Annotated in this window: 19 protein-coding genes; 5 read left to right on the plus strand and 14 right to left on the minus strand. The window is 71.0% G+C overall.

From position 1 onward, the window contains the following. Positions 1–2: 2 nt before the first annotated feature. The 8 genes from AOK01_RS00995 to AOK01_RS01030 all read right to left on the minus strand — a co-directional run bounded on the left by AOK01_RS00995 (position 3) and on the right by AOK01_RS01030 (position 7,784). Positions 3–401, minus strand: a complete 399-nt coding sequence (locus AOK01_RS00995; RefSeq protein ID WP_079103077.1) for an OB-fold nucleic acid binding domain-containing protein — start codon at positions 399–401, stop codon at positions 3–5. A 51-nt stretch (positions 402–452) separates the two neighbouring features. Continuing rightward, complete coding sequence (locus tag AOK01_RS01000) at positions 453–1,136, minus strand: response regulator (protein ID WP_055507324.1); 684 nt, start codon at positions 1,134–1,136, stop codon at positions 453–455. After that, positions 1,133–3,748, minus strand: coding sequence for a sensor histidine kinase (locus AOK01_RS01005; RefSeq protein ID WP_055507326.1), 2,616 nt, complete (start codon positions 3,746–3,748; stop codon positions 1,133–1,135). The genes AOK01_RS01000 and AOK01_RS01005 overlap by 4 nt, the downstream gene beginning before the upstream one ends. Before the next feature lie 228 nt (positions 3,749–3,976). Next, positions 3,977–4,672 carry an ABC transporter ATP-binding protein gene (locus tag AOK01_RS01010; RefSeq protein ID WP_055507328.1) on the minus strand — a complete coding sequence of 232 codons (696 nt, stop codon included), beginning with the start codon at positions 4,670–4,672 and terminating at the stop codon, positions 3,977–3,979. Between the two features lie 128 nt (positions 4,673–4,800). Next, entirely contained in the window at positions 4,801–5,691 is an 891-nt protein-coding gene (locus AOK01_RS01015) for a peptidoglycan-binding domain-containing protein (protein WP_055507330.1), read from the minus strand. Between the two features lie 227 nt (positions 5,692–5,918). Continuing rightward, a complete protein-coding gene (locus AOK01_RS01020; protein ID WP_055507332.1) occupies positions 5,919–6,680 on the minus strand; it encodes a DUF3710 domain-containing protein in 762 nt (253 codons plus the stop codon). Between the two features lies 1 nt (position 6,681). Beyond that, positions 6,682–7,203: a dUTP diphosphatase gene (dut, locus tag AOK01_RS01025; RefSeq protein WP_055507334.1), complete on the minus strand. Its 522-nt coding sequence runs from the start codon at positions 7,201–7,203 to the stop codon at positions 6,682–6,684. Further along, positions 7,200–7,784, minus strand: coding sequence for a PaaI family thioesterase (locus tag AOK01_RS01030; RefSeq protein ID WP_055507336.1), 585 nt, complete (start codon positions 7,782–7,784; stop codon positions 7,200–7,202). The genes dut and AOK01_RS01030 overlap by 4 nt, the downstream gene beginning before the upstream one ends. 58 nt (positions 7,785–7,842) lie before the next feature. Between AOK01_RS01030 and AOK01_RS01035 the strand changes: the two genes are divergently transcribed. Further along, complete coding sequence (locus AOK01_RS01035; RefSeq protein ID WP_055507339.1) at positions 7,843–8,304, plus strand: DUF3093 domain-containing protein; 462 nt, start codon at positions 7,843–7,845, stop codon at positions 8,302–8,304. A 152-nt stretch (positions 8,305–8,456) separates the two neighbouring features. Here the strand turns inward: AOK01_RS01035 and AOK01_RS01040 are convergent, their stop codons facing one another. From AOK01_RS01040 to AOK01_RS01055, 4 genes are all read right to left on the minus strand, one after another. Then, entirely contained in the window at positions 8,457–9,359 is a 903-nt protein-coding gene (locus AOK01_RS01040) for a hypothetical protein (RefSeq protein ID WP_107099695.1), read from the minus strand. A gap of 13 nt (positions 9,360–9,372) precedes the next feature. Beyond that, a complete protein-coding gene (locus AOK01_RS01045; RefSeq protein WP_005481602.1) occupies positions 9,373–9,669 on the minus strand; it encodes a DUF4193 domain-containing protein in 297 nt (98 codons plus the stop codon). A gap of 392 nt (positions 9,670–10,061) precedes the next feature. Continuing rightward, positions 10,062–11,303, minus strand: coding sequence for a sensor histidine kinase (locus tag AOK01_RS01050; RefSeq protein WP_055507341.1), 1,242 nt, complete (start codon positions 11,301–11,303; stop codon positions 10,062–10,064). A 6-nt stretch (positions 11,304–11,309) separates the two neighbouring features. After that, a complete protein-coding gene (locus AOK01_RS01055; protein WP_006380516.1) occupies positions 11,310–11,963 on the minus strand; it encodes a response regulator transcription factor in 654 nt (217 codons plus the stop codon). A 425-nt stretch (positions 11,964–12,388) separates the two neighbouring features. Between AOK01_RS01055 and AOK01_RS43965 the strand changes: the two genes are divergently transcribed. Then, positions 12,389–12,562 (plus strand): hypothetical protein, encoded by a 174-nt coding sequence (locus AOK01_RS43965; protein WP_169800091.1) that lies wholly within the window; start codon positions 12,389–12,391, stop codon positions 12,560–12,562. Between the two features lie 80 nt (positions 12,563–12,642). Here AOK01_RS43965 and AOK01_RS01060 read toward each other — a convergent pair whose 3' ends face one another. Both AOK01_RS01060 and AOK01_RS01065 read right to left on the minus strand, forming a co-directional pair. Further along, positions 12,643–13,467 (minus strand): inositol monophosphatase family protein, encoded by an 825-nt coding sequence (locus AOK01_RS01060; RefSeq protein WP_055507343.1) that lies wholly within the window; start codon positions 13,465–13,467, stop codon positions 12,643–12,645. Further along, a complete protein-coding gene (locus tag AOK01_RS01065; RefSeq protein ID WP_055507345.1) occupies positions 13,464–14,591 on the minus strand; it encodes a ferrochelatase in 1,128 nt (375 codons plus the stop codon). Before AOK01_RS01065 ends, AOK01_RS01060 begins: the two co-directional genes overlap by 4 nt. 195 nt (positions 14,592–14,786) lie before the next feature. Here AOK01_RS01065 and AOK01_RS01070 point away from each other — a divergent pair, with 195 nt between their 5' ends. The 3 genes from AOK01_RS01070 (at position 14,787) to sepH (ending at position 18,895) form a co-directional block, all read left to right on the plus strand. Further along, positions 14,787–16,025, plus strand: coding sequence for an MFS transporter (locus AOK01_RS01070; RefSeq protein WP_055507347.1), 1,239 nt, complete (start codon positions 14,787–14,789; stop codon positions 16,023–16,025). Continuing rightward, on the plus strand, positions 15,985–17,304 hold the full coding sequence (locus AOK01_RS01075; RefSeq protein ID WP_055507349.1) for a D-arabinono-1,4-lactone oxidase: 1,320 nt from the start codon (positions 15,985–15,987) through the stop codon (positions 17,302–17,304). Before AOK01_RS01070 ends, AOK01_RS01075 begins: the two co-directional genes overlap by 41 nt. A 493-nt stretch (positions 17,305–17,797) precedes the next feature. Beyond that, positions 17,798–18,895, plus strand: a complete 1,098-nt coding sequence (sepH, locus tag AOK01_RS01080; RefSeq protein ID WP_055507377.1) for a septation protein SepH — start codon at positions 17,798–17,800, stop codon at positions 18,893–18,895. Positions 18,896–18,918 lie beyond the last annotated feature (23 nt).

An 18,918-nucleotide genomic window follows, 5' to 3' on the forward strand; every position in this document is an offset into this window, starting at 1 on the left:
GGCTACTCCCGTCCGAGGGGTCTGAGTTCGTACTTGGGATTGAACAGCACACGGCGGCCCCGGCTCATCGAGATCCGGCCCGACGCGATCAGCTTGCGTCCGGGTTCTATCCCCACTATGGAGCGCCTGCCCAGCCACACCACGTCCAGGGCGGCCGAACCGTCGAACAGCTCGGCCTCCAGGGCCGGAACACCGGCCCTCGGGCGCAGAGTGACCGTGCGCAAGGTACCAGTAACCGTGACCACCTGTCGGTCGCGGCAGTCGCCGATGCGCGTGCAGCCCGTGGTCTCGGAGTCCTCTCTCAGCTCCTCCGACTCCAGGTCCTCCTGGGAGGAGGAGAGCCGGTCGAGCATGCGCCGGAACCGGCCCACCGGCTTTTCGGAACGAGGGACAGCACTCATGTCTCAAAGCGTACCGAAGGGCGCTGACACTTACGTACCCGTGGTCACCGCTCACCGCTCGAACCGGTATCCCATCCCCGGCTCGGTGACGAAGTGCCGCGGATGCGACGGGTCCGCCTCCAGTTTGCGGCGGAGCTGGGCCATATAGACCCGCAGGTAGTTCGTCTCGGTGCCGTAGGAGGGGCCCCAGACCTCCCGGAGCAGCTGTTTCTGGCTGACCAGACGGCCCGCGTTGCGCACCAGCACCTCCAGGAAGTGCCACTCGGTGGGGGTCAGGCGTACGTCGCGGCCCGCCCGGTTGACCTTCTTGGCGGCCAGGTCGACGGTGAAGTCCTCCGTCGTGACGATCACGTCGTCCTCGCCGCCCCCGGTGGGCTCGGCCCGGCGGACGGCCGCCCGGAGCCTCGCGAGCAGTTCGTCCATGCCGAAGGGCTTGGTCACGTAGTCGTCGGCGCCCGCGTCGAGGGCCTCGACCTTCTCGTCGGAGGAGTGCCGGGCGGACAGCACGAGGATCGGTACGCGCGTCCAGCCGCGCAGCCCCCTGATCACCTCGACGCCGTCCATGTCGGGCAGGCCCAGGTCGAGCACGATCACGTCGGGGTGGCGGGCGGCCGCGAGCTGGAGCGCAGTGGCACCGTCGGGGGCCGTGTCGACCTCGTACTTGCGTGCCTTGAGGTTGATCACGAGGGCTCGGGTGATCTGCGGCTCGTCGTCGACCACGAGGACACGGGTCATGAGGCCTGCCTTTCCGGTTGTACGGGTCCTGCGGCGTGGGCGGGTCCTGCGGCGTGGGCGGGCCCTGCGCCTTGTACGGGTTCGGCGGCGGCGTCCGCGAGGGGGCCTGGACGGGAGGGGCCCGCGCTGAGCGTGAGGACCATCGTGAGGCCGCCGCCCGGGGTGTCCTCGGCGTTGAGGGTGCCGCCCATGGCCTCGGCGAAGCCGCGGGCGACCGCGAGGCCGAGGCCCACTCCGGCGCCGCGCGGGGCGTCGCCGTACCGCTGGAAGGGGGCGAAGATACGATCCTTCGCCTCGTCGGGGACGCCCCGGCCACGGTCCACGACCCGCACCTCCACCCGGTCGCCGAGCGCGCTGGCGGCGACGAGGACGCGTTCTCCGGCGGGGCTGTACTTGACGGCGTTCTCGACGATGTTGGCGACCGAGCGCTCCAGCAGGCCCGGGTCGACCGCGACCATGGGCAGGGTCTCGGGGATCTCCAGTTCGACGCTGTGTTCCGGTACGCCGCCCAGGGCCATCGGGACGACCTCGTCCAGGTCGATCTCGCGGATCAGCGGGGTGACCGTGCCGGTCTGCAGGCGGGACATGTCGAGCAGGTTGCCCACCAGGTGGTCGAGCCGGTCGGCGCCCGCCTCGATGCCTTCGAGGAGCTCCGCCTCGTCCTCCTCGGACCAGGCCACGTCGTCCGACCTGAGGGACGTCACGGCGGCCTTGATGGCGGCCAGCGGGGTGCGCAGGTCATGGCTGACGGCGGCCAGGAGCGCCGTACGGATGCGGTTGCCCTCGGCGAGCGCGCGGGCCTGCCCGGCCTCCTGCTGGAGACGCTTGCGGTCCAGCACGACGACGGCCTGGGCGGCGAAGGCGGCCAGCACCCGGCGGTCCTCGGCGGGCAGCACCCGGCCGGAGAGGGCGAGCGCGGTGTGGTCGCCGACCGGCATGTCCACGTCCGCGGCCTCGGGGAGCGTCGGCGGACGCGGGCCCACGCTGCCCGCGCAGGTCCACGGGTCGACGTCGCCGGCGCGCTCAAGGAGCGCGACCGACTCCATGCCGAAGGTCTCGCGGACCCGCTCAAGGAGCGCGTCGAGGCTGGTCTCGCCCCGCAGGACGCTGCCCGCCAGGAAGGAGAGGATCTCGGACTCGGCGCGCAGCCGGGCCGCCTGATGGGTGCGGCGGGCCGCGAGGTCCACCACCGACGCGACCGAGATGGCGACGCCCACGAAGATCGCGATGGCGACCAGGTTCTTGGGATCCGCGATGGTCAGCCGGTGCAGTGGCGGCGTGAAGAAGTAGTTCAGCAGGAGCGAGCCGAGGGCCGCCGAGGCGAGCGCCGGAAGGAGTCCGCCGAGCAGGGCCGCCGCCACAATCAGGGTCAGGAACAGCAGCATGTCGTTGGCGAGCCCGAGGTCCGCGTCGGCGTGGGTCAGCAGCAGGGTGAGGACGGCCGGGCCGACGACACCGACCAGCCAGCCCAGGATGATCCGGGACCGGCCCAGGCGGGCGCCCCGGGCGACCGGCAGACCGCGCCCCTTGCCCGCCTCGTCGTGCGTGACGATGTGCACGTCCAGGTCGGGCCCCGACTCCCGGGCGACGGTGGCGCCGACGCCGGGCCCGAACACGTACTGCCAGGCCTTGCGCCGCGAGGAGCCCAGCACGATCTGGGTGGCGTTGACGCCGCGTGCGAACTCCAGCAGCGCGGTCGGGATGTCGTCGCCCACGACGTGGTGGAAGGTGCCGCCGAGGTCCTCGGCGAGGGTCCGCTGGACGGCCAGTTCCTTGGGCGAGGCGGCGGTGAGGCCGTCGCTGCGGGCGATGTAGACGGCGAGCACCTCGCCGCCTGCGCCCTTCTCGGCCAGTCGGGCGGCCCGGCGGATCAGCGTACGGCCCTCGGGTCCGCCGGTCAGGCCGACGACGATGCGTTCGCGGGCCTGCCAGGTGGAGCGGATGCCGTGTTCGCCGCGGTACTGCTGGAGGTACTCGTCGACGCGGTCGGCGACCCAGAGGAGGGCCAGCTCGCGCAGCGCGGTGAGGTTGCCGGGGCGGAAGTAGTTGGACAGGGCCGCGTCGACCTTGTCGGGCTTGTAGATGTTGCCGTGCGCCATCCGCCGTCGCAGCGCCTGCGGCGACATGTCGACGAGCTCTATCTGGTCGGCCCGCCGCACCACCTCGTCCGGGACGGTCTCCCGCTGGCGCACGCCGGTTATGGACTCGACCACGTCACCGAGCGACTCCAGGTGCTGGATGTTGACCGTCGAGACGACGTCCACGCCGGCGGCGAGCAGCTCCTCGACGTCCTGCCAGCGCTTGGCGTTGCGGGAGCCGGGGACATTGGTGTGCGCCAGTTCGTCCACCAGGGCGACGGCCGGGCCGCGCTCCAGGACGGCGTCGACGTCCATCTCGGTGAAGGCGGTGCCCCGGTGGGCCAGCTCCCTGCGGGGGATCTGTTCCAGGCCGTGCAGCATGACTTCCGTACGCGGCCGGTCGTGGTGCTCGACGAACGCCACCACACAGTCCGCGCCCCGCTCGACACGGCGGTGCGCCTCGGACAGCATCGCGTACGTCTTGCCGACGCCCGGTGCCGCACCGAGGTAGATCCGAAGCTTGCCGCGTCCCATGGCCTCATTGTCTTCCCGAACGCATCGTGTGCGCTGAGTAGACCCTACGGCCGACGATTGGGGCGAACGGGACGGGAGGCCCGGGCGCGGGCGTCTTTGACAGAACCCTGACGCCCGGGCCCCGGGCGCTGCTCCTGGCTCGGGCCGGAGCCGAGTCCGGGCATCGGTGCGGGACGCCGGTGCGCGGCACCGGTCCGCAGCGCCGGTCCAGGACGCCGGTCCGCAGCGTCAGCTCTCCACTATTTCGCCGTCGCTCAGTTCCAGGACCCGGTCGGCCAGGTCCAGGAGGGCCGCGTCGTGGGTGGCCACCAGCGCGGTGACCCGCTCGCTGCGGACGACCGCCCGCAGCAGCTCCATCACCCCGATACCCGTCTCGGCGTCGAGCTGGCCGGTGGGCTCGTCGGCGATGAGGAGCGCCGGGTTGTTCGCGAGGGCGCGGGCGATGGCGACGCGTTGCTGCTGGCCTCCGGAGAGCTCACCGGGCCGCTGTGCCGCGTGGTCGGCGAGCCCGACCAGGGAGAGCAGCAGTTCGACGCGCTCCTCGCGCTCGCGCGGGTGGGCCCGGCGCAGCCGCATGGGCACGCCCACGTTCTCGGCGGCCGTCAGGATCGGGATGAGCCCGAAGGACTGGAAGACGAAGCCGATACGGTCCCGGCGCAGCTCAAGGAGCCCGTTCTCCCCGAGCCCGGAGAGGTCGAGTCCGTCGACGGTGATCCGGCCCTCGTCCGGTTCGTCGAGCCCGCCGACGAGGTTCAGCAGGGTCGTTTTGCCCGACCCCGAACGCCCCTTGAGCGCGACGAGTTCGCCGCGCGGAATGTCGAACGACACTCCGCGCAGGGCGTGTACGGCGGTGGCTCCGCTGCCGTACGAGCGGTGGATGTTCTCCACGCGCACCATGGTGTCCGTGACGACCTGAGTACTCATGCCTCTCCCCCGTGGACCGAGCGCCAGTATCACCGTCCGACGCCCGGACCTGCAACGGTTCGACCCCTCCGGCCCCCCCTGACATCCGATGGACCGGTCGTATCCGCCGGATACGCCGGATCGGCCGGTCAGGCCTTGACCGTGAAGCCGTGCTGCCGCCCGAGCTTGCCGAGGGTGGTCTGGCCCGGGATGCCGTTCGCGTCGGCGCCGCTGAAGCCGTAACGGCGCTGGAGGGCCGCGTACGCCTCGACGGTCCTGGAGCCGAAGGAGCCGTCGGCCCACTGGGCGGGCAGCAACCCCTCGGCCACGAGGGCCTTTTCGACGACCAGGACGTCCGGCTTGTGCGTCGTGCCGCCCTGGGGCAGGCCCGGGTCGCGCCGCGCGGCGGCGATCAGATTGCTGAGGTCGACGACGGGCTTGGCGGGAGTGGTGCCGGTACCCGGCTTGCCGGCCGGGGCCGCCTCGAAGAGGGCGGCCTTGTCGATGCTGCCCGGGTCCCAGTGGTCGTTGCCCGGGATGTTCGCGTGGCCGTAGTGACCGCCCTTGCTCATCCACACCGAGCGGGGGCGGTTGGTCGCGTCGGCGCCCGAGGTCGCGAGACGCCCGGCCGGGAAGGTGTCCGGGATGTTCCAGGAGCGGATCGCGGCCATCATGGCCCGGTAGTTCGGGCCCGGCTTCCAGGTCTTGGTGAACGGCTTCGCGGCCCGCCCGAGCACCTCGATCTGGATGCAGACCTTCCCGACGCGGTTGGTCCTCGTCGACCCGTCGTTGCGCAGCGCGCGGGCGCTCTGCTTCAGCGGGCCGTACTGGCCGAGCCGGTCGGTCGTCGGGTCGTACAGCAGGTGCGGCTCGGCGGCGACACGGATCAGATGCGCCGCCACCGAAGTGAACGCGTCGTCCCCCGTGCCGCTCTCCGTCGTGTGCCAGACGACGCGGCCGGGAACCGACGGATGGTCCATCGCGCCTCCGATGCTTCCGTCACCCAACCGCTGTGCCTTTTCGATCCAGTTGGTGCTCATTCCGATTCCCCATGGTCTTTCTTGATCGGCAAGTCGGGCGCGTATCAGGGGAGTTGATGACTCCCCCCTCCCCTGATCACGCTCAGAGTGACGCAACGTAGCCGCTTCCGGGTTGCGCCCGGGGCTTTCTTCACTCGTTCGGCCGAAACGACGACGGGCCGCACTCCCCGAAGGGAATGCGGCCCGTCGCGTGTGCTCTGTGCGGGTCTGCGTGTCCGTGTGCCCGGTTAACGGACCTCGGTGATCTCCGGGCCGCGCTGCAGCTGCCCCATGCCGCCGGAGAAGCGGGAACCGGCCTGCTCCTCCTGCTGCACACCCTCCGCGACCATCTGCGCGTCGTCCGGCAGCTTCAGGACGATCGGGTCGCGCGGCGCCATCGGGCCCTCGCCGCGGACCACCACGGTGTCCCGGAAGATCTGCTCCAGCAGACCGGCGGCCTGCGGCTGCACCGCGCCCTGCCCGGAGATCACTCCGCGCAGGAACCAGCGGGGGCCGTCCACACCGATGAACCGGACGACCTGGAAGCCGCCCGTGCCGTCCGGCAGCTGCACCGGTACCTGAGCGCGCAGCTCCCAGCCCAGCGAGCCCTCGACCTCGTCGATGACACCGCCCTGCTGGGTGATGCCGGTGGCGATCTCCTCGCGCACCTCGCCCCAGATGCCCTCGCGCTTGGGAGCGGCGAAGGCCTGCAGCTGGACGGCGCTGTCCTTCAGCACCACCGTGGCCGCGACGATCGCGTCACCCGCGACCTCCACCCGGAGCTCCATGCCGTCGACCCCGGGCACGAAAAGGCCACCCAGGTCGACCCGGCCCTCGGCCGGATCACGCACCTCGGTGCTGTCCCAGGGCCCGTCGGGACGCGGCTCCGGCGCCAGCCTCACGCGCTCGCGCTCCGCCTCGTCCGTCTCAGTGTCGACTGCGTCGACGACCTGCTCGGCCTCGCCCGCCGCGTCCTCGGCGGCACTGCCCTTCTTGCGACGTCCGAACACGTCACTGTCCTTCCCGGTCGGATACGACCGAAGCGTATCGATTGCCACCCGTTGTGCCGCCCACCGCGGAATGCCCGCCCGTGGACCCGAAGCCCCCTGCGGCCCGCGCCGAGTCGGGAAGCTCCGCAACCTCCTGGAAGCGCACCTTCTCGACCTGCTGGACGACCAGTTGGGCAATCCGGTCGAAGCGCTCGAACCGCACGGACTCGCGCGGGTCGAGATTCACCACGATCACCTTGATCTCCCCACGGTACCCGGCATCAACCGTCCCCGGGGCATTCACGAGAGCGACGCCGCAGCGGGCGGCAAGACCGGAACGCGGGTGCACGAAGGCCGCGTACCCCTCGGGGAGCGCGATGCACACTCCGGTGGGGAGCACGGCCCGTTCGCCGGGTTCCAGCACCCGGCTCTCCGTGGTGCGCAGGTCCGCGCCGGCGTCGCCGGGATGCGCGTATTCCGGAAGCGGTACGTCCGGATCGACGCGCTTGATCAGCACGCCCACGGGCGCCTGCGCGGGCGTCACGGGTTCACCTCGAAGGCACGCGCCCGGCGGACCTGGTCGGGGTCGTTCATGGTCGCCCGGATCTCCTCCTGGCGGCCGTTGCCGACGAAGTGGTCGACACCCACCTTGATGAAGAGGGCGTCCGCGCGGACCGCGACGGTCCCGTCGGGGCCCCCGATGCGGCCCGTGGCGGACGAGTAGATCTTGCGTCCCGCCACGGCCGTGACCTCGGCCTCCAGGTACAGCACGGTGCCCACGGGCACGGGCCGTACGAAGTCGGTCTCCAGTCGGCCGGTCACCGCGATGGTGCGCAGCAGCGAGTTCAGCGAGCCGAGGGTCTCGTCGAGGGCACTGGCGAGGACTCCGCCGTGCGCCAGGCCGGGGGCGCCCTGATGCGCCGGCTGCACGGTGAACTCGGCGGTCATCCTGACCCCGTCGCCCGCCCGGGCCGCGAGACGCAGCCCGTGGGGCTGTCCGTCGCCGCAGCCGAAACACTGGTCGTAGTGCGCGCCGAGCAGCTCGCCCGGGGCGGGCGCGTCGGGGTGGCGCACCGGCGCCACGGCGTCGGCCGGGGGCCGCAGGGCCGAAGATGTAGCACTCACAGGCGCAGACCCTACCTCCGCGTCGGCGGACCGCACGCACCGTGGCAGGCTTGGCGGTATGCAGCCCTCCGCCTCGCCGTACGAAGAACGTCTGACCGCGCCCCGTTCCTGGTGGCTCGTCTGCCTGCTGGTGGGCGTCTCGATGGCCCTGATCCTGCTGCCGTTCGGCACGCTGGCCCTCCTGGGCGGGCTGGCGGGCGGCACGGCGGTATCGGCGGTGGTGGCCAGTTCGTACGGCTCCGCGCGGATTCGTGTGGTGGGCGGCTCCCTGATCGCGGGCGATGCCCGGATTCCGGTCTCCGCCCTGGGCGAGGCCCATGTCCTCGACCCCGAGGAGGCCCGCGCCTGGCGCTCGTTCAAGGCGGACGCGCGCGCCCACATGTTGCTGCGGGCCTACGTCCCCACAGCGCTGCGCGTGGACATCACCGACCCGGCGGACCCGACGCCGTACGTCTATCTGTCGACGCGCGATCCGGAGCGCCTGGCCGCGGCACTGGACGCGGCCCGCACAGCCGCGTAGACGCCTGCGGCTGCGCTCCGTCACCACCGCATCCGGAACCGTTCGTACTCGTACGAGAACTTTTCCTTCCGCGGGACAGAACTTTGCCCGTTGCGCGACGCCGGTCCTCGGTAGCGACAGGTCGGGGCGGTGGGCGAGTCGGCCCGGTGGGCTCAGGGTGCCGGCTCTCCGGGGGTGTCACCCGGGTTCAGTGGCAGGGGGTCCGGCGGCGTCTCCAGGGGCGGCAGCGCCGGGAGGGCGTCCCAGGGCACCTGTGCCTTGCGGAGGTCTCCGCGGACGCGGTCCGCGAGCTTTCTCGTGTCACGGCGGTTCATGGCCGCCCCCACGGCGGCGCCCACCATGAACGGCATCAGGTTCGGCAGGTCCCTGATCAGGCGTTTCATGATCTGCTGGCGCAGCTCGCGCTTCATCGGGCCGCCGAGGGCCGAGGTGAACGTCGACGGCTTGGTCACGTCGATACCGCGTTCCTCCGACCACGAGTTCAGATACGTGGTGGAGCGGTCTTTCAGGCTGCCCGCCGGCCGCAGGCCGTAGACCTCGTACAGCTCGGCGATCAGCTTCAGCTCGATCGCGGCGACGCCGGTGATCTCTGCGGCCAGTTCCGCCGGCATCGCCGGTGGTACGGGCATCATCGCGGCGGCACCGACTCCCGCGCCCACCGTGGACGTCGCGTTGCGCGCGCCCGCGACGAGCTTGTCAGCGAGCTGCTCGGGCCCCAGGCCCGGGAACTGCTTCCGAAGCGCGTCGAGGTCACGTACGGGGATCCGCGGGGCGATCTCGATGACGCGGTCGGTGAGGTACGCCAGGGCGACTCTGGCCCGGCTGCCGCCCTTACGGACGCCTTCCTTGACCCCGTGGCCGATGGCGGCCGCTCGGCGCTTGGCGACAGGCGCCTTGGCAACCGGCACCGCCAGGGCACCGGAGGCGCCTGTCGCGTCCACTCCTTCGAGCGAGGCCGGGCGGCCCCGCTCGTCGTCACGCATGCCGTCCTGAGACGGACCGGCCGCTCCCCGGTCACGGAAGCGGCGCTTCCAGGGCGGGGTCGAGCCTGTCACGGCCGACCCTGCCTCAGTCGCAGTCGCGGCAGATCGGCTGGCCGTTCTTCTCGCGGGCCAGCTGGCTGCGGTGGTGGACCAGGAAGCAGCTCATGCAGGTGAACTCGTCCTGCTGCTTCGGCAGGACCCGGACGGCCAGTTCCTCGTTCGAAAGGTCCGCTCCGGGCAGTTCCAGGCCTTCGGCGGCCTCGAACTCGTCCACGTCGACCGCTGAAGTCGACTTGTCGTTCCGGCGAGCCTTGAGTTCTTCAAGGCTGTCCGAGTCGACGTCGTCGTCGGTCTTGCGTGGGGTGTCGTAATCCGTTGCCATTGTCGCTCTCCCCCTCTGGGTGTCTGCGGTGTCTCAGCGCAGGTAACGCGTGAGAGGCCGGACTTGTGCCCGACCTGAGGCGGAGATTTTGCCTCACATCAAGGTCTGTTACTCAATCGACACCCAACCGGACTCCTCAAGAGTGATCGGCTTGGATGGCGAACGGGACCGTACACGGTCCGAATGCCGCACTTCAAAGGCGTCTCACCGTGTACTTCCCGTGATCTCGGCCCCCGAAAACCCGGATGTTCCCGGCTTTCCGACAGTCTTATTGATCACGGAGGGTAGATGGCCGGAAATTCGCCCTGTGATCGATCACACACGAGAGTGTCCTTTTTCCGCCCAGAAAATTCCGCGCAAAGCGAACATCCCCGCGTGTCGGCGACATGTTCTCAGATGGGCAGGGCCACTCGCATCACCAGGCCACCTCCCTCGCGCGGCTCCGCGACGATGTGACCGCCGTGGGCACGGGCCACCGACCTGGCGATGGACAGTCCCAGGCCCACCCCCTTGTCGCTGCCCGTCCGCTCGGTACGCAGCCGCCGGAACGGCTCGAAAAGATTGTCGATCTCGTACGCGGGGACCACGGGCCCGGTGTTGGCCACCGTGAGGACCGCCTGGCCGTGCCGCACGCCCGTGACGACCTCGACCCAGCCGTCGTCCGGCACGTTGTACCGCACGGCGTTCTGGAGGAGGTTCAGGGCGATCCGCTCCAGGAGGACACCGTTGCCCTGGACGACCGCGGCGGCCCGCTCCCCGCGGACCTCCACGCCCTTCGCCTCCGCCTCGCCCCGCACCTGGTCTATGGCCTGCGAGGCGACCTCGGCGAGGTCGACCGGCTTGCGCTCGACGATCTGGTTGTCGCTGCGGGCGAGCAGCAGCAGGCCTTCGACGAGCTGCTCGCTGCGCTCGTTGGTGGCGAGCAGGGTCTTGCCCAGCTGTTGCAGCTCCACGGGGGCGCCCGGATCCGACAGGTGCACTTCCAGGAGGGTGCGGTTGATCGCCAGGGGCGTCCGCAGCTCGTGCGAGGCGTTCCCGACGAACCTCTGCTGGCCGGTGAAGGCCCGCTGCAGCCGCTCCAGCATGTCGTCGAAGGTGTCCGCCAGCTCCTTGAGCTCGTCGTCGGGACCGTCCAGCTCGATCCGCCGGGAGAGGTCCGAGCCCGCCACCGCGCGCGCGGTACGGGTGATGCGGCCCAGCGGCGAGAGGACCCGGCCTGCCATCGCGTAACCGAAGGCGAACGCGATCACGGCCAGGCCGAGCAGAGCCATCAGCGAGCGGCTGAGCAGGCCGTCCAGGGCGTGCTGCCGCTGGGCGGCGGTGCACTCCTTGAGCATCGCGTTCAACTCTTCGTTACTGCTGGCACCGCTCAGTTGTGGACACGTGCCACTGGTGAGTTCCAGATTGCTGCCGGTCACCCGGAAGTCGACACCGCTGCCCTCGTGGAGGGCCTGGGCCGCGAGCAGGTAGATGATCGACAACAGCAGGATCCCGGCGATCAGGAACATCCCGCCGTACAGCAGCGTGAGACGTATCCGGATGGTCGGGCGCAGCCAGGGGAACGGCGGGTCCGGTTTTCTGGGGTCCCAGGTGGGTTTCGGTGGCGCCTTGGGCGGAGCGGGTGTCGTGGTCATCGGGGATCAGATCCGGTAGCCGGAGCCCGGCACGGTGACGATGACCGGCGGCTCGCCGAGCTTGCGGCGCAGGGTCATCACCGTGACGCGTACGACGTTGGTGAACGGGTCGGTGTTCTCGTCCCAGGCCTTCTCCAGGAGCTGCTCGGCGGAGACGACGGCGCCCTCGCTGCGCAGCAGCACCTCCAGGACGGCGAACTCCTTGGGCGCGAGCTGGACCTCCTTGCCGTCGCGGAAGACCTCGCGGCGGTTGGGGTCGAGCTTGATCCCGGCCCGCTCCAGGACGGGCGGCAGCGGCAGGCTCGTCCGCCGGCCCAGCGCACGCACGCGTGCCGTCAGCTCGCTGAACGCGAAGGGCTTGGGGAGGTAGTCGTCGGCGCCGATCTCCAGGCCCTCGACGCGGTCGCTGACGTCTCCGGAGGCCGTAAGCATCAGCACGCGGGTGGGCATGCCGAGCTCGACGATCTTGCGGCAGACGTCGTCGCCGTGCACGAGCGGGAGGTCACGGTCGAGGACGACCACGTCGTAGTCGTTGACGCCGATACGCTCCAGAGCCGCCGCGCCGTCGTACACGACGTCGACGGCCATGGCCTCCCGGCGCAGTCCGGTGGCCACCGCATCGGCGAGCAGTTGCTCGTCCTCGACGACGAGTACGCGCACGTCGCTTGTCCTTCCTGTGTCCACCCGCGTAGCTGCTTCTCGGCGCACGCGGGCGGGTCCGACGGGGTCCTCCAGCTCGGGCGCAGCCGCGAGCAGGGAGAGTGAGACTCCATCCTGCCCTTTTCGGCCATAAGTCGGCTGTAAGACGAGTTCCTGGGCCCGGGAATGCCAGATTTTCTCGCGTGGTTGAGGTTTCCGTCGAAGGGACCGGGGGGAGGACGGCTTTACACCCCGCGATCACGCTCTGCTTGTGCCGCACGACCATGCGGCACGTCATGGTCCGCTTCCGCAGGGCGGGCGTGGGTGTCCGGCACTGACGCCGCCCGGCTGGGCAGCGCCGGGCACCCCCGGAGACGTGATCGCCCCTTCCGAAACGGCACACCCCCGTGCCACCCGACCCACGACCCACGACGAGGGGGCGCAGCATGGACGCTTTCACCGCAGGACTTCTGCAGCGCATAAGGACGACCGAGTCCGACCTGACGATGGCTCGCGAGACCGGCGACGACTTCCTCGCGGAGGTCGAGCAGGCAGAACTGGACGACCTGCACCGCCTGGCCGCGGAGCACGGTGTGCAGGTCGGCGCGTCACACGTCTGACCAGGCTCGTGACCGAGAGCGGGGCCCCGGGGGAAGATCCAGCCCGGGGCCNNGGCCCCGGGCTGGATCTTCCCGCGCCGTCAGTCGTGCCAGGCGCCGAGTTCGTCGAGGCGGGACTGGAGGGGTTCGAAGAGGCCGGGCGGGGCCGCGACCGTCAGCTCGGTCGAGAGGGGCTCTCCGGGGCGTCCGCCGGTCAGCGCGCCCGCCTCCCGGGCGATCAGGTCACCGGCGGCGTAGTCCCAGGGGTTAAGACCGCGCTCGTAGTACGCGTCCAGGCGGCCCGTCGCCACGTCGCACAGGTCGATCGCGGCGGAGCCACCGCGGCGGATGTCCCGGACCTGGGAGATCAGCTGCCCGACCACCTCGGCCTGCCGGGTCCTGCGGTCCGCGAGATAGCCGAAGCCGGTGCCGACGAGGGCGAGACCGAAGTCGGGAGCGGGCCGCACGCGCGCGGGGCGGTCGTTGACATACGCGCCCTCGCCCAGGACGGCCCGGTAGGTCTCCCCGCGCATCGGGGCGTGGACGACACCGACAAGGGTCTCGCCGTCCTTGCGGACCGCGATGGACACGGCCCAGCTGGGCAGTCCGTACAGGTAGTTGACCGTCCCGTCGATCGGGTCGATCACCCACTGGACGCCGCTGCTGCCCTTGATGTCGGCGCCCTCCTCGCCGAGCACGCCGTCGTCGGGCCTGACGTCGGCCAGCAGGCCGGTGATCAGCTTCTCGGAGGCGATGTCCATCTCGGTGACGACGTCGACCGCGCTGGACTTGGTCGCTGCCACGCCCAGGTCGTCGGGGCGGCCGTCGCGCAGGAAGGCTCCCGCTCGATGGGCCGCGTCGAGCGCGATCTCCAGCAGCTCGGCCTTCAGCTCGTCGTTCGCTGTGGCGGTCACGGTGCTCCTCATGCGTACGGGCTGTCGGCGCCCGCGGCGGCGGGCCGAGGTGTGCGGGCAGGGCAGCAGCCCACGGGGCAGAGGTCGTGGCTCGGGCCCAGGGTGCCGAGGGCACAGGGGGAGACGTCCGCGCCCCTCTCGGTGGCGGCCCGCTCCAGGACGAGGTCGCGGATCGCGGCGGTGAACCGCGGGTCGGCCCCCACCGTGGCCGAGCGGCGCACCGGCAGTCCCAGCTCGGCGGCCTTCGCCGTGGCCTCCGTGTCGAGGTCGTACAGGACTTCCATGTGGTCCGAGACGAACCCGATCGGCGCCATGACGACGGCCGGGACGCCCGCCCCGTGCAGCTCTTCCAGGTGGTCGCAGATGTCCGGCTCCAGCCACGGGATGTGTGGGGCCCCCGAACGCGACTGGTAGACGAGCCGCCAGGGGTGGTCGGTCCCGGTCCGCTCGCGCACCGCGTCGGCGACGATCCGGGCGACGTCCAGATGCTGCTTCACGTACGCCCCGCCGTCGCCGTGCGCCTCGACGGGTCCTGAGGTGTCCGCCGCGGCGTCCGGGATCGAGTGCGTCGTGAAGGAGATGTGCGCGCCCGCCCGGACGTCCTCGGGGAGCTCGGCGAGGGACTTCAGGACGCCCTCGGTCATCGGCTCGATGAACCCCGGGTGGTTGAAGTAGTGCCGGAGCTTGTCGATCCGCGGCAGCTCCAGGCCCTCCCCCTCCAGGGTCGCCAGCGCTCCGGCCAGGTCCTCGCGGTACTGCCGGCAGCCCGAGTACGAGGCGTACGCGCTGGTGGCGAGGGTGAGGACGCGGCGGCGGCCGTCGGCGACCATCTCGCGCAGGGTGTCCGTCAGATACGGGCCCCAGTTCCGGTTTCCCCAGTACACCGGCAGGTCCGGGCCGTGCTCCGCGAAGTCCTTGCGCAGCGCGTCCAGCAGAGCGCGGTTCTGGTCGTTGATCGGACTGACCCCGCCGAACAGGAAGTAGTGCTGCCCCACCTCCTTGAGGCGTTCCTTGGGGATGCCCCGGCCACGGGTCACGTTCTCCAGGAACGGGACCACCTCGTCGGGACCCTCGGGGCCGCCGAACGAGAGCAGGAGCAGGGCGTCGTAGGGGGTGGCATCGAGCGCGTCTCGCATGCCTCGATCCTGCCATCCGCCTCCGACACCGGGGCGGCGGCGGGGGGCCGGACGGCAGGTGGACGGCAGATGGGCGGCAGATGGGCGGCCTGACCGGACATATCCGTGGATGCGTTACGGTCACCCGACCCGTAAGCTGCATCGGTCGGATACACGCCTTACCGACCTCTCGTCGCACCCTCACCGGAGACTCCCGTGCCCAGCCCCTACCGCGCCCTGTTCGCCGTGCCAGGCGCCAGGGGCTTCACCGTCGCGGGCCTCCTCGGCCGGATGCCGCTGTCGATGATGGGCATCGGCGTGGTCACGATGATCTCGCAGGTCACCGGCCGGTACGGGCTCGCGGGCGCGCTCTCGGCGACGATGGCGCTGTCCGCGGCGGCGCTCGGACCCCAGATATCCCGGCTGGTGGACCGGCACGGGCAGCGCAGGGTGCTGCGGCCCGCCACGCTCTGCGCGCTCACCGCGTCCACCGGCCTCCTGCTGACCACGCGCCTCGACGGGCCGGACTGGCTGCTGTTCCTCTGCTCGGCCGGCATCGGCTGCGTACCGAGCGTCGGCGCGATGACCAGGGCCCGCTGGGCGCTCGTCTACCGGGGCAGGCCCGAGCTCCACACCGCGTACGCCTTCGAGTCGGTCGTCGACGAGATCTGCTTCGTCTTCGGGCCGATCATCTCCATCGGCCTGTCGACCGTGTGGTTCCCGGAGGCCGGACCGTCGCTCGCGGCCTGCTTCCTCGCGGCCGGCGTCTTCTGGCTGACGTCCCAGCGCGCCACCGAGCCGCCGCCGCATCCGCGCGGGCACCACACGGGAGGCTCGGCACTGCGCTCGGCCGGCCTCCAGGTCCTGGTTGCCACCTTCGTGGCGACCGGCGCGATCTTCGGCGCGGTCGACGTGGTCACCGTGGCCTTCGCCGACGAGGAGGGCCACAAGGGAGCCGCGAGCCTCGTCCTGGCCGTGTACGCGGCGGGCTCCTGCGCGGCGGGGGCCGTCTTCGGGCTGCTGAGCTTCGCGGGGGCGCCCGCCCGCAGGTGGGCCCTGGGCATCTGCGCCATGGCCGTGAGTATGATCCCCCTCCTACTGGTCGGAAACTTGCCGTTCCTGGCCGTGGCGCTGTTCGTTGCGGGCCTGTCCATCGCACCGACGATGATCACGACGATGGCCCTCGTCGAACTGCACGTACCCCGCGCGAAACTGACCGAGGGCATGACGTGGGTGAGTACCGGGCTCGCGGTCGGCGTCGCGCTCGGCTCCTCCGTGTCCGGCTGGGTGATCGACACGGCCGGGGCGCGGGCCGGGTACGGGGTGCCGGTCGCGGCCGGGGCCGTCGCGGTCGCGGTGGGATTCCTCGGGTATCGCCGGCTCAGCAGGCCGGTTCCGCAGCGGGAAGGGGCCCATGAACAAGGCAGCGAGCAGGAAGAACGGCACCTGGCGTAACTGGGCCGGGAACGTCACCGCCCGCCCGGCCCGGGAGGTCGCTCCGGCCTCCGTCGAGGAACTCTCCGCCGCTGTGCGCCGGGCCGCCGAGGACGGGCTCAGGGTCAAGGCCGTCGGTACGGGCCACTCCTTCACCGCGGTCGCGGCGACCGACGGTGTGTTGATCCGCCCTCAACTGTTGACCGGGATACGCAAGCTCGACCGCGAGGCCTCCACCGTCACGGTGGAGGCCGGCACACCGATCAAGCGTCTCAACCTGGCCCTGGCCCGGGAGGGTCTTTCGCTCACGAACATGGGCGACATCATGGAGCAGACGGTGTCCGGCGCGACCAGCACCGGCACGCACGGCACCGGCCGCGACTCCGCCTCGATCGCCGCCCAGATCACGGCCCTCGAACTGGTGACCGCCGACGGCTCGGTCCTCACCTGCTCCGCGAAGGAGAACCCCGAGGTCTTCGCCGCGGCCCGGATCGGTCTCGGCGCCCTCGGCGTCATCACCGCGATCACCTTCTCCGTGGAGCCCCTTTTCCTCCTCACCGCCCGTGAGGAGCCGATGAGCTTCGACAAGGTGACGAACGCGTTCGACGAACTGTGCGCGGAGAACGAGCACTTCGAGTTCTACTGGTTCCCCCACACCGGCAACTGCAACACCAAGCGCAACAACCGCAGCGCGGGCCCGGAGCAGCCGGTGGGCACCGTCCGCGGCCTCTACGAAGACGAGTTCCTGTCCAACGGCGTCTTCCGAGCGGCCAATCACGTGGGCAGGGCCGTCCCCGCCACGATCCCCTCGATCGCCCGGATCTCCAGCCGCGCCCTGTCCGCGCGCACCTACACCGACATTCCCTACAAGGTCTTCACTTCTCCTCGCCGGGTGCGCTTCACGGAGATGGAATACGCCGTTCCGCGTGCCGCCCTCGTCGAGACCCTGCGCGAACTGAAGGCCATGGTCGACCGTTCACCACTGCGCATCAGCTTCCCCGTCGAGGTGCGTACGGCCCCGGCGGACGACATCGCCCTCTCCACCGCGTCCGGCCGGGACAGCGCGTACATCGCGGTCCACATGTTCCGGGGGTCGCCCTATCAGGCGTACTTCAGTGCCGCCGAGCGGATCTTCACCGCGCACGAGGGGCGGCCCCACTGGGGCAAGGTGCACACACGCGACGCGGCGTACTTCGCCGGCGCCTATCCGCGCTTCGGCGAGTTCACCGCGCTGCGGGACCGGCTCGACCCGGAGCGGCGTTTCGGCAACGACCACTTGCGGCGGGTGCTGGGCGAGTAGCCGTTCACCCTGACCAGCCGTCCACCTCGACCAGCCGTTCACCTCGACCGATTGCCCGAGCACAGGACGTACGAGGCGGAGTGCGACGTCCGTTTCCGGTGATCATGTGAAGAGTGGGTCACGGCATGATCACCGGTGATCACCGGAGCGTCACCCAGGGCCGTCAACTCCCGCCTGCGGACAGAAGTTCGGTCGCGTGCCGATCTACCCAAGTGGGCCGAATGGAGTACTGTTGCGAGCCCTGGGTCCGGACACTCGCCAGGGCGTCCGGGGCCTTCCAGGACCGCCGGGAGGGGGCTCGTTGCACAGGGTGATGAGGTTCGTCACTTAGCGTTGCGAATAGGTAACCGTGCCATAACGGCGAGCCGGGGCCCATGCCCGACACGCCGGGCAACTCGGCAAGGTTGTGGCAGGCTGCACCCGGGCAGGCCACACTCGACTAGCGGAAGCAGCGACGCACGTGACGTCGGCAGGCACCACCCGGGAGGTCCCCATGCCCGAACTGCGTGTCGTGGCCGTCTCCAACGACGGCACACGGCTGGTGCTGAAGGCTGCGGACAGCACGGAGTACACGCTTCCGATTGACGAGCGTCTACGCGCCGCCGTACGCGGCGACCGTCCCCGCCTCGGCCAGATCGAGATCGAGGTGGAGAGCCATCTCCGCCCCCGAGACATTCAGGCACGCATACGTGCGGGAGCATCCGCCGAAGAGGTCGCCCAGCACGCCGGCATCCCCGTCGACCGGGTGCGCCGCTTCGAGGGACCCGTGCTCGCCGAGCGCGCCTTCATGGCGGAGCGGGCCCGCAAGACCCCCGTCCGCCGCCCCGGTGAGACGACCGGCCCCCAGCTGGGTGAAGCGGTGCAGGAGCGCCTCCTGCTGCGCGGCGCCGACAAGGAGACCGTCCAGTGGGACTCCTGGCGCCGTGACGACGGCACCTGGGAGGTGCTGCTCGTCTACCGGGTGGCGGGCGAACCGCACTCGGCGAGCTGGACCTACGACCCGCCCCGGCGGCTCGTACAGGCCGTGGACGAGGAGGCGCGCTCGCTGATCGGCGAGTCCGACGACCTCGCGGCGGCCGAGCCCAGCTTCCCGTTCGTGCCGCGCATCGCCCGGCTGCCGCGCGACCGTCCGCTGGACCGCGCCCTGGACCGGCAGATCGAGCGGCCGAGCCTGCCCCCGTCGCCACCCGAGCCGGACATCGAGGAGGGCATCAGCGAGCGCGAGCGGGACTCGCTGACCAGCCTCCTGGAGGCGGTGCCCAGCTTCCGCGGCGACATGGTCGTACCCGAGCGGCCCTCGACCGCCCCCGCCGCCTCGGCGGCTTCCACTACCTCGGCGGCCGAGTACCCGGCGACGGAGGAACCGCCCGAGGAGGAGCCAGAGGTGGAGGAGCCGCCGGCTCCCGCGGCCTCGGCCGGTTCCGCCTACGCGGACGTGCTCATGCCGCGCTCGGTGGCCAGCCACCGCGACCGGCTCGTCGGCGCCACCGACCGGCAGGCGGAGGCGGACGGGGTCCGTCCGGGACGCAGAGCGGCCGTACCGAGCTGGGACGAGATCGTCTTCGGGACACGCCGCAAGAAGCAGGACTAGAAGGTGGATGGGGCTCGCACCCT

The sequence above is a fragment of the Streptomyces aurantiacus genome (genome assembly GCF_001418335.1).
In the GTDB taxonomy this organism is placed as follows: domain Bacteria; phylum Actinomycetota; class Actinomycetes; order Streptomycetales; family Streptomycetaceae; genus Streptomyces; species Streptomyces aurantiacus.

What these genes read in the sequence shown, in the direction of transcription:
- AOK01_RS43965 (WP_169800091.1), top strand. Translation starts at nt 12,389, where the DNA reads ATGGACGCTTTCACCGCAGGACTTCTGCAGCGCATAAGGACGACCGAG.
- AOK01_RS01000 (WP_055507324.1), bottom strand. Translation starts at nt 1,136, where the DNA reads ATGACCCGTGTCCTCGTGGTCGACGACGAGCCGCAGATCACCCGAGCC.
- AOK01_RS00995 (WP_079103077.1), bottom strand. Translation starts at nt 401, where the DNA reads ATGAGTGCTGTCCCTCGTTCCGAAAAGCCGGTGGGCCGGTTCCGGCGC.
- AOK01_RS01050 (WP_055507341.1), bottom strand. Translation starts at nt 11,303, where the DNA reads ATGACCACGACACCCGCTCCGCCCAAGGCGCCACCGAAACCCACCTGG.
- AOK01_RS01065 (WP_055507345.1), bottom strand. Translation starts at nt 14,591, where the DNA reads ATGCGAGACGCGCTCGATGCCACCCCCTACGACGCCCTGCTCCTGCTC.
- AOK01_RS01010 (WP_055507328.1), bottom strand. Translation starts at nt 4,672, where the DNA reads ATGAGTACTCAGGTCGTCACGGACACCATGGTGCGCGTGGAGAACATC.
- AOK01_RS01075 (WP_055507349.1), top strand. Translation starts at nt 15,985, where the DNA reads ATGAACAAGGCAGCGAGCAGGAAGAACGGCACCTGGCGTAACTGGGCC.
- AOK01_RS01015 (WP_055507330.1), bottom strand. Translation starts at nt 5,691, where the DNA reads ATGAGCACCAACTGGATCGAAAAGGCACAGCGGTTGGGTGACGGAAGC.
- sepH (WP_055507377.1), top strand. Translation starts at nt 17,798, where the DNA reads ATGCCCGAACTGCGTGTCGTGGCCGTCTCCAACGACGGCACACGGCTG.
- AOK01_RS01045 (WP_005481602.1), bottom strand. Translation starts at nt 9,669, where the DNA reads ATGGCAACGGATTACGACACCCCACGCAAGACCGACGACGACGTCGAC.
- AOK01_RS01005 (WP_055507326.1), bottom strand. Translation starts at nt 3,748, where the DNA reads ATGGGACGCGGCAAGCTTCGGATCTACCTCGGTGCGGCACCGGGCGTC.
- AOK01_RS01060 (WP_055507343.1), bottom strand. Translation starts at nt 13,467, where the DNA reads ATGAGGAGCACCGTGACCGCCACAGCGAACGACGAGCTGAAGGCCGAG.
- AOK01_RS01035 (WP_055507339.1), top strand. Translation starts at nt 7,843, where the DNA reads ATGCAGCCCTCCGCCTCGCCGTACGAAGAACGTCTGACCGCGCCCCGT.